Genomic DNA, 7,566 nt, shown 5'->3' on the forward strand with positions numbered 1-7,566 from the left:
GGCGCCCGCCGCCGCGACGGCGAGACCTACCGCCGCGACGCCGCGATCCTGGAAGCCGCCCTGGCGACGGAGACCGACCCGTTCCTCGTCGCCCGCTACACCTTCTATCTCGGCCAGAGCTACCGGGATTGCGGCGCCCAGGCGGAGGCGCTCGAGGCCTATCTGCGGCGGGCCGAGCTGGGGTTCTGGGATGAGGAAGTCTGCGTCGCCCTGGTCGAAGCCGCCGGCCTGATGGCGAGCCTCGGGCGGCCGCTGGACGAGGTCCTGGCGACCTATCGCCGGGCCATCGCGCTCTGCCCGTACCGGGCGGAGGCGCGCCACCATGCCAGCCGCGCCTGCCGCCTCGCCGAGCGCTACGAGGAGGGGTTCCGCTTCGCCGAGGCCGGCCTGTCCCTGGCCCCGCCGGAGACCGGCTTGTTCGTCGTGCCCTGGATCTACGAATACGGTCTGCGGGACGAATACGCGGTCAACGCCTACTGGGCCGGCCATTACTGGCACAGCGTCGCCGCCTGCCTCGACCTCCTGGCCTGCCCGACGGCCCCGGAGGCCGAGCGCAAGCGCTACGCCGCCAATGCCCGCTTCGCCCTCGACAAGCTGCCGATTCCCCTCGAGGGACGCCGCGGCTTCCTGTCGATGACGCGCCCGGGCATCGCCCCGAGCGACCTGCCCGGCTTCTGGTCCGGGCTCTCCCGCTCCGTGAGCTGGGTGCCCGCGCGCCCGCAGGGCGGCACCGAGCTGATGGCCGAGGGCCTCGCCCGGCGCCTGGGATCGGCGCTCCCGCGCATCGACCTGTGCCTGAACGGCTACGAGGCGGGCCGGGCCGACGGCCGCCCCCTCGTGGTCTGGATCCACCACGCCACCGACCAGCCGGCGGTGGCGTGGCTGCGCGACCCGGAGATGGTGCGCCGGGTGGCGCGCTTCGTCTTCGTCTCGGAGTGGCAGCGCGCGCAGTACCTCGCGACGTTCGACCTGCCGGCCGACCGCTGCACGGTCCTGCGCAACGCCACCGAGGTCCCGGACCGGGACCGCGTGCCCGTCCGGCGCACGCCCCTCAAGGTCGCCTATACCAGCACGCCCTACCGGGGGCTCGCGGTGCTGCTGGAGGCCTGGGCGCAGGCCGCGCCCGAGGGGGCCGAGCTGCACGTCTGGTCGTCGCACAGGCTCTACGGCCCGGACGCGGACGACGCGCCCTACGCGGAACTCTATGCCCGCGCAGCCTCGCTGCCGGGCGTCCGTTACCACGGCCTCCTGCCCAATGCGGAGCTGCGCGCGGCGCTCGCCGACATCGACATCCTGGCCTATCCGAACACCTTCGCGGAGACGTCCTGCCTCGCGGTCATCGAGGCGATGGCGGCGGGCTGCCGGGTGATCTGCCCCAGCCACGGCGCGCTGCCGGAGACCACGGCGGGCTTCGCCCGCCTCTATCCCGCCATCGCCGACCCGGCCGAGCATGCCCGCGTCTTCGCCGGCCTGCTGGCCGAGGAACTGGCCGATCCGTGGCAGGGACGGCCCGAGCGGGTGGCGGCCCAGCAGGCCCATTGCCGGCAGGTCTACGACTGGCGCGTGCGCGTGCCGGAGTGGCAGCGCCTCATCGACGACCTGGCGCCCGCATCCGCCCCGGTGCCCGCGGCGCGGTTCCGCCCGAGCTTCCGGCGGGTCGCGGCGAAGGACGGCACCTTCCTGGTCGTCGAGCAGGATTTCATCGGCCGGACGATCGAGGCGACCGGCGCGTGGGAGCCGCATCTGCGCGAGGTCGCGCGCCTCGTCCTCGACGAGACGTCCCACGTCGTCGATCTGGGGGCCAATCTCGGCTACCACACGGTCTGCCTCGCCGGCCTCGTCCCGCGCGGCACGGTCCACGCCTTCGAGCCGCTCGACCTCTGCTTCTCGCAACTCCAGCAGAATCTCCTCGCCAACCGGTGCGGGAACGTCCGCACCTACAAGATGGCCGTCACCGACCGGTCCGGCGACACGGTCGAGATGGAGCCGCTCGAGGCAACCCTGACGGCGGGCGGCACCGTCAATCTCGGCCATACCGGGATCGGCCGGGGCGGCGACCTCGCCTTCACGGTCCGGCTCGACGACCTGCCCCTGCCGCCGGTCGCCTTCATCAAGATGGACATCCAGGGGGCGGAGGCGAAGGCGCTCGCCGGCATGCAGGACCTCGTCGCCCGCGACCGCCCGGTGCTGTTCATCGAGATCGAGGAGGAGCACCTGCGCCGGCACGGCTCCAGCTCCAAGGCGGTGATCGAGCACCTGCTCGGGCTCGGCTACAGCCTGCTGCGAATCCGCAACGACTGGCCGACGGACCATCTGGCGATCCCGAACGAGCGGGCCGACCTCATCGCCCGCTGCCGCGATCAAATCCCCTACGCGACGGACTGGATCGCCGGCTCACGCGTCGAGCTGCACTTCGAGACGACGCATTACTACGCGTCCGTCGTGGCGTCGTGAGGCGCCGCGGCGATGCGGTTCGTCCTGAAACCTGTCCGGCCGGGTCGGTCGATCTGAGATCCGGCGCCCCGGCCCGCCATGACGACATCCAAGGACTACGACCTCATCGCCCGCTCGGGCCTGTTCGACGCCAACCACTACCTGCTCGAGGCGCCCGACGTCGTGGCGGATGGTTGCGATCCGCTGGAGCATTTCTGCCGGTTCGGCGCCCGCGAGGGCCGGCGCCCGAACCTCTATTGCGATCCCGCTTGGTACGCGGCCCTGTATCTCGGCGGGAATCCCGAGGGCGTGAACCCGGTCTGCCACTACATCCGGGTCGGCGAGCGGTCGGGCTTCCGGCCGATCTGCTACTTCGAGCCGGCCTGGTACGCGCGCATCTACGGCTTGCGCCCCGGCACCTCGGCCTTGCGGCATTACCTCACGCATCGCCGCACCCAGCTCTACGCTCCCAATTCCCGGTTCGATCTCGCCCATTACCTCGCGCGCTACGGCGCCGAGATCGGCCGCAACCGGGATGCCTTCGCGCATCTGCTGCGCCACGGCGCACGGCGGGATCTCGAAGCCTCGGCGGGTTTCGACGCGGCGGCATATCGCGCGCGCCACGGCCTCTCCACGGCGCCCGCCTCTCCGCGCGTCGCCGACCAGGAGGCGTGCAACCCGCTGGTTCACCGCCTGACGCAGGAGGCGGCCGAGGAGCACGCCCGGCGATCGGGCACGGGACGGCCGTGGTGGCGGCGGCTCCTGCGCCGCGGCTGATGGCGATACGCCGGTCGCAGCACGGCCGGCGTATCGCGCGCGTTGCGCCTCAATAGGGCTTGGGCTTCATCAAAGAACCGCGGCTGGAGAGGAACGCCACCGCGATCCACGGACAGACGAAGACCAGGAAGAACAGCAAGCCCATCACGAGCCTCCTTTCGGTTGTGTCACGCTCAACCCCATCAATGCCGTGCGGCCGGCGGGGGTTGCACGCCGGACCGTGCGATGAGCCGCGTCCTACTCGGACCCGGCCGGCTCGTCGGTGTCCCGGGCGCGGTGGAGCAGGAAGATCGACACCACCATCACCAGGATCAGCCCGGCCAGGACGCCGAGCTCGATCATCGAGGCGCGAAACAGCGCCTCCTTCTGCGCGCTCCACTCCGTGTCGTGCATCTGCTCGGCGGTCTGGAGCGTGAGGACGAGGACGCGCCGGATCGAGGCGATTAGCCCGACGATCAGGAACGGCTCGCAGGTCAGCCGGCCGGAGCGCATCGACACCCGCACCGTGTGCAGGATCTCGACCAGCATCAGCAGGAACAGCAGCCGGTCGACAACGTCGAGGAGCTGCGCGGCGGCGCCGATCGAACTCACCGCCTTGAGGGTCATGCCGGCGGCATCCACCAGCGCCATCACGGCGGTGAGGGCCAAGAGCACCCCGAGGGCGGCGTAGATCGCGTGCTCGGTATGCAGGAAGACGAAGGCGGAGAGCCGGGTGAGCCACCCGCCCTCCTTCTCGGCCTTTTCCAGTTTCGCGGTCTCCACCATGACGGTCTCCGGGGGGGCAGGTGGACGGGACTCGGCCTTGGGATGCGCGTGGGCTCACCCTTGCGGGCGGGGCATGCGGAAGGGCAGCATGAACCGCACCAGCGGGTGGGTGAGCCGGTCGAGGTCGAGCGATTCGTGGATCGGCCGCACCGCCTCGCCGCAGATCCGCGCCGCGAGCAGCGAGCGCGAGTAGAACGGCGCGTCCTCGAAGCGGCGCAGCAACGCCGCGCGGCCGTCGTCGCTGCGGGTGGCGCGTGGCAGGCGCCAGAGCGTGCGCGGGAGCGCGGCGGGGACCGGTGGCTCGATCGGGCGCGGGGTGCCGTCGGGGTCGAAGCGCAGCGACAGGTCCTGGCGGCTGCCGTCGCGCCGCTCGACGTCGTACAGGATCGCCGCGCCGTGCCGGAGCGTCGCGCGGGACCAGGTCCAGCTCTTGAACGACTGTTCCAGCGGCACGTCGCCGTCGTTGGTGTCGAAATAGGCGTGGCCGTTCCAGTTCAGCGAGGGCCTGTCGAACGCGACCTCGACCCGCGAGGAGGGCGCGAGTGGCCACCAGCGGTGATGCCGCTGCGCGTCGAGGGTGAAGGGGGCGGGGGTAAACCCGCCGGGTCGGACCCGGATCGTGCCGGCGAGCCGCCTGGGCAGGGGGGTCGTCACCTCGTCGACGCGGATCGTCAGGACGGTGCCGTCCCAGTCGAGCGAGCTCGGGCCGATGGCGAGCGAGGTGGCGGTCCGGCTCACGTGGCGCCGGCTGCGCTCGGTCATCGCCCAGGCCTTGGGCCTGCCGTACAGCACCACGTTGATGGCGGAATGGTTGATCGGGTCGCCGCGCCCGCTCCAGGCGTAGTAGGGCGAGAAGACGCTGCCGAGGAACGCGATGACGGTCAGGCCGTGCTCGCCGTCGTCGCTCACCGCATCGACGTACCACCAGGCATAGCCGCCGGGCGGCACGGTCAGGTCGAACCGAGGTCCCGCAGGACGCTCGCCGCCGCGAGCCGGCCCGACTGCGCCGCCATCGGAACGCCCGGCCCCGGATGGACGCTGCCCCCCGCCAGGTACAGGCCCGGCAGCCGGGTGCGCGCCCCCGGGCGGCGGAACGACGCCATCCAGCCGTGCGAGGCCCGGCCGTAGAGCGCCCCGCCCGTCGCCGGGAACAGCCTCTCGAACTCCGCCGGCGTCGTGGTCGTCCGCGCCGTCTCGCTGATCGTCAGGCCGCAGGCGGAGAGCCGCCGGCTCATCGTGTCGTGGCATCGGGCGATCTCCTCGAGGGAAAAGGCGGCGCCGGCGGCCGGCGCGTTGACGAGGCAGAGCAGGGCCTCGGGCGTCCCGGGCGGCACGCCGTCGGGTCGGCCGTCATCCCGGCGGTCCTGCGCGCAGACATAGACGGTCGGGTCCCGCGGCAGGCGGCCGGCCCGGGTCAGGTCGGCGAACTCGGCCGCGTAGTCGGGCGAGAAGAACACGTTGTGGCGCACGAGGTCGAACCCGTCGGGGCGGCCCGCCACCGCGAAGGTGACCGCCGAGAGCGAGCGCTCCCCCACCGGCACCGGAGCGACCGCCCGGGCGGGCTCCCGGCCGAACAGCCCCTCGGCGAGGGCGGCGGCGTCGGCATTGGCCACCACCCGGGTCGCCGCCAGCCGCTCGCCCGTCTCGAGCACGACGCCGGCCACGCGCCCGCCCTCGACGACGATCTCCGTCGCGGCGGCGCCGTAGCGCAGGTCCGCCCCGCGCTCGCGCGCCAGATCCGCGACGGCTTCGGCCAGCCGCGAGAGCCCGCCTGCAACGGTCCAGACGCCCTCCATCTCGACATGGGCGACGAGCATCAGGGTCGCGGGCGCAGCGAAGGGCGAGGAGCCGCAATAGGTGGCGTAGCGGCCGAAGAGCTGGCGCAGGCGGGGATCGCGAAAATGTGTGCCGAGCGCCGACCACAGGGTGGTGAAGGGCTGGATGCGCATCAGTCCGCCGAGGCCGCGGGGCCCGGCCCGCAGCGCGAGATCGACCGGGCTCGGTCGCTGTCCGCGGATGAACGGCCCCTCCAGGGTGCGGTAGATCTCCCCGGCCTGGGCCCGGAAGCGGCGGAAGCCCTCTGCCTCGCGCTTGCCGGCGAAGTCCGCGATGGCCGTCTCGGAGCGGGCGGGATCGGCGAAGAGGTCGAGGCACTCGTCGGCGCTCCAGGCGTGGCGGGCCAGGATCGCGGCGGGGGCCAGGGAGACGCAGGAGCCGAGATCGGCGCCGCACGCGTCGAAAATCTCCTCGAAGACCCAGCGCATGGTGAAGACCGTGGGACCGGCCTCGACCTCCCGCGGCCCTGCCCGGACCCGGCGCATCTTGCCGCCCGGAGCCGCCGCCTTGTCGACCAGGGTCACCGGCAGGCCGGCGGCGGCGAGCGCCAGCGCGGCGACGAGCCCGCCGATTCCCGCCCCGATGACCACCACCCGCTCGTCCGCCACGCCGTTGATCTCCCGCGGCAACAGTGTCAATCTAAATTGACAGTCTGAGATGTTCAAACGAAATGACATCCGGGAGAGACGTCATGATGGCGGGAGTCATGGATGACGGGCGTCGCATCGAGCGCGCCCTGGACGTGGCGGTGTCCTTCGCGGAGGCGCCGGGCGCGCCGCCGCGCCTGGCGGAGGCGATCCGCTACGCGGTCTTCCCGGGCGGGCATCGCATCCGGCCGCGGCTCTGCCTCGCGGTCGCCCGCGCCTGCGGCGACGACGACCCGGCCTCGGCGGATGCCGCCGCGGCGGCGATCGAGCTCCTGCACTGCGCCTCGCTGGTCCATGACGACCTGCCCTGCTTCGACGACGCGGCGTTGCGGCGCCAGAAGCCGACGGTCCACGTGGCCTTCGGCGAGCCGGTGGCTTTGCTCACCGGCGACGCGCTGATCGTGCTTGCCTTCGAGACGCTGGCCCGCGGCGCCGTGCGAAAGCCCACGCGCCTCGCGGCCCTCGTCGGGCTGGTGGCGCGGGCGGTGGGCTCGCCGGCCGGCATCGTGGCCGGCCAGGCCTGGGAATCCGAGCCGCAGGTCGGACTCTCGGTCTACCAGCAGGCCAAGACCGGCGCGCTCTTCGCCGCCGCCACCGTGACGGGCGCCGCCGCCGCCGGGGCCGAGCCGATGGGGTGGCGGCTCCTCGGCGAGTATCTCGGCGAGGCCTATCAGGTCGCCGACGACCTGCGCGACGTCGCCTGCCGGCAGGAGGAGGTCGGCAAGCCGGTCGGGCGCGACGTGACCCTCGGCCGGCCCAACGCGGCGGCCTTGCTCGGCATGGACGGGGCTTTGCGCCGCCTCTCCGACCTCGCCCACGAGGCGATGGCGGTGATCCCCGACTGCCCCGGCATCGAGGCATTGCGCGGGGAGATCCTGGCCCAGACCCGGCTCTTCCTGCCGGCGCGCCTGGCCCAGAGCCTGGTGGCGTAGGGATGGCCGGGGTGGCTCGCACGCAAGGAGCGCCGCGCGCGCCGACCCTCCCCCCTCCGCGGGGGAGGGCGGCCTGCGGAGCAGGCCGGGAGAGGGGCAGCGCGACGGCGCCACGTATGGCGCCTGTCAGCATGGTTCCGCCTCATCCGGCAGCCTGGTTCCCCTCTCCCGCCCGG

6 protein-coding genes are annotated in these 7,566 nt (G+C 72.9%); 3 read left to right on the forward strand and 3 right to left on the reverse strand.

Annotated elements, in window-relative coordinates; genetic code table 11:
• Both VQ03_RS31210 and VQ03_RS28360 read left to right on the forward strand, forming a co-directional pair.
• On the forward strand, window positions 1-2,454 hold a 2,454-nt coding region (locus VQ03_RS31210; protein ID WP_053078776.1), incomplete at its 5' end, for an FkbM family methyltransferase.
• Between the two features lie 78 nt (window positions 2,455-2,532).
• The gene (locus VQ03_RS28360) at window positions 2,533-3,210 is read left to right on the forward strand and encodes a hypothetical protein (protein WP_157064298.1); all 678 of its coding nucleotides are present in this window, start codon (window positions 2,533-2,535) and stop codon (window positions 3,208-3,210) included.
• Window positions 3,211-3,447: 237 nt separating this feature from the next.
• Here the strand turns inward: VQ03_RS28360 and VQ03_RS28365 are convergent, their stop codons facing one another.
• Genes VQ03_RS28365 through crtD form a run of 3 tightly spaced genes read right to left on the reverse strand, consistent with a single transcriptional unit; the run spans window position 3,448 to window position 6,419 of the window.
• Complete coding sequence (locus tag VQ03_RS28365; protein WP_245292228.1) at window positions 3,448-3,975, reverse strand: phosphate-starvation-inducible PsiE family protein; 528 nt, start codon at window positions 3,973-3,975, stop codon at window positions 3,448-3,450.
• A 54-nt stretch (window positions 3,976-4,029) separates the two neighbouring features.
• The gene (locus VQ03_RS28370; RefSeq protein ID WP_048454269.1) at window positions 4,030-4,923 is read right to left on the reverse strand and encodes a carotenoid 1,2-hydratase; all 894 of its coding nucleotides are present in this window, start codon (window positions 4,921-4,923) and stop codon (window positions 4,030-4,032) included.
• 2 nt (window positions 4,924-4,925) lie between these two features.
• A complete protein-coding gene (gene crtD, locus VQ03_RS28375; protein ID WP_048454274.1) occupies window positions 4,926-6,419 on the reverse strand; it encodes a 1-hydroxycarotenoid 3,4-desaturase CrtD in 1,494 nt (497 codons plus the stop codon).
• Between the two features lie 98 nt (window positions 6,420-6,517).
• On the opposite strand from crtD, the gene VQ03_RS28380 reads away from it, so the two are divergent.
• Entirely contained in the window at window positions 6,518-7,390 is an 873-nt protein-coding gene (locus tag VQ03_RS28380; RefSeq protein ID WP_048454270.1) for a polyprenyl synthetase family protein, read from the forward strand.
• Window positions 7,391-7,566 lie beyond the last annotated feature (176 nt).

The organism is Methylobacterium tarhaniae (genome assembly GCF_001043955.1).
GTDB lineage: Bacteria > Pseudomonadota > Alphaproteobacteria > Rhizobiales > Beijerinckiaceae > Methylobacterium > Methylobacterium tarhaniae.

Excerpts from the sequence above, each read along its gene's own strand:
- VQ03_RS28360 (WP_157064298.1), top strand. The coding sequence starts at position 2,533 with ATGACGACATCCAAGGACTACGACCTCATCGCCCGCTCGGGCCTGTTC.
- VQ03_RS28365 (WP_245292228.1), bottom strand. The coding sequence starts at position 3,975 with ATGGTGGAGACCGCGAAACTGGAAAAGGCCGAGAAGGAGGGCGGGTGG.
- VQ03_RS28380 (WP_048454270.1), top strand. The coding sequence starts at position 6,518 with ATGGATGACGGGCGTCGCATCGAGCGCGCCCTGGACGTGGCGGTGTCC.